Annotated in this window: 1 protein-coding gene and 1 pseudogene; both read left to right on the forward strand. The window is 45.8% G+C overall.

Annotated features, from left to right (window positions below; translation table 11 throughout):
- Positions 1 to 296, forward strand: a pseudogene (locus R7R24_RS28805) (SAM-dependent methyltransferase); the annotation flags it as partial.
- Positions 297 to 304: 8 nt separating this feature from the next.
- Positions 305 to 585 (forward strand): FAD-dependent oxidoreductase (locus tag R7R24_RS28810; RefSeq protein WP_318120471.1); only part of this gene is annotated, 281 nt, incomplete at its 3' end.

The raw sequence follows: 585 nt of genomic DNA on the forward strand, positions 1-585 counted from the left end.
TAGATTGTTTCTCTCCAATTGAAATTTTAAATATTTTGAAGAAAGTGAAGGCGCAGTTGAGCGCGGGCGATACCGTTTACGTTCTCGAACTGTTTTGGGATGCGCAGAAATACGCGGGCGCGTCATACAGCTTAAATGCTACCTCGCTTTACTTTACCTGCCTAGCCAATGGTAATAGCCGTTTCTACCGTAGTGATGATTTTCTAGAAATTGTTGAAGCAGCAGGTCTCTCTGTTGTGGAAAGAACGGACAACATTGGCCTCGGACATACCTTATTAAAACTCCAAGCAAGCTAGTATAAAGAATGAAAACAGAGCACAAGCAAGTTGTCGTCGTTGGCGCAGGTCCTTCGGGTTCCACCGTTTCTGCGTTGCTAAAATCTCGTGGTATTGATGTTGTCGTGATCGAAAAAGCGACGTTCCCTCGTTTCTCAATTGGCGAAAGCTTACTTCCAGCTTGTATGGAGGTGGTTGAACTTGCCGGAATGACAGAGGCGGTGAAGCAGCATGGCTTCCAATTCAAAGATGGTGCGGCGTTCCGTCGTAATGGGGTCTACACCCACTTTGATTTCACCGACAAATTTAC

The sequence above is a fragment of the Vibrio sp. 704 genome (assembly GCF_033339295.1).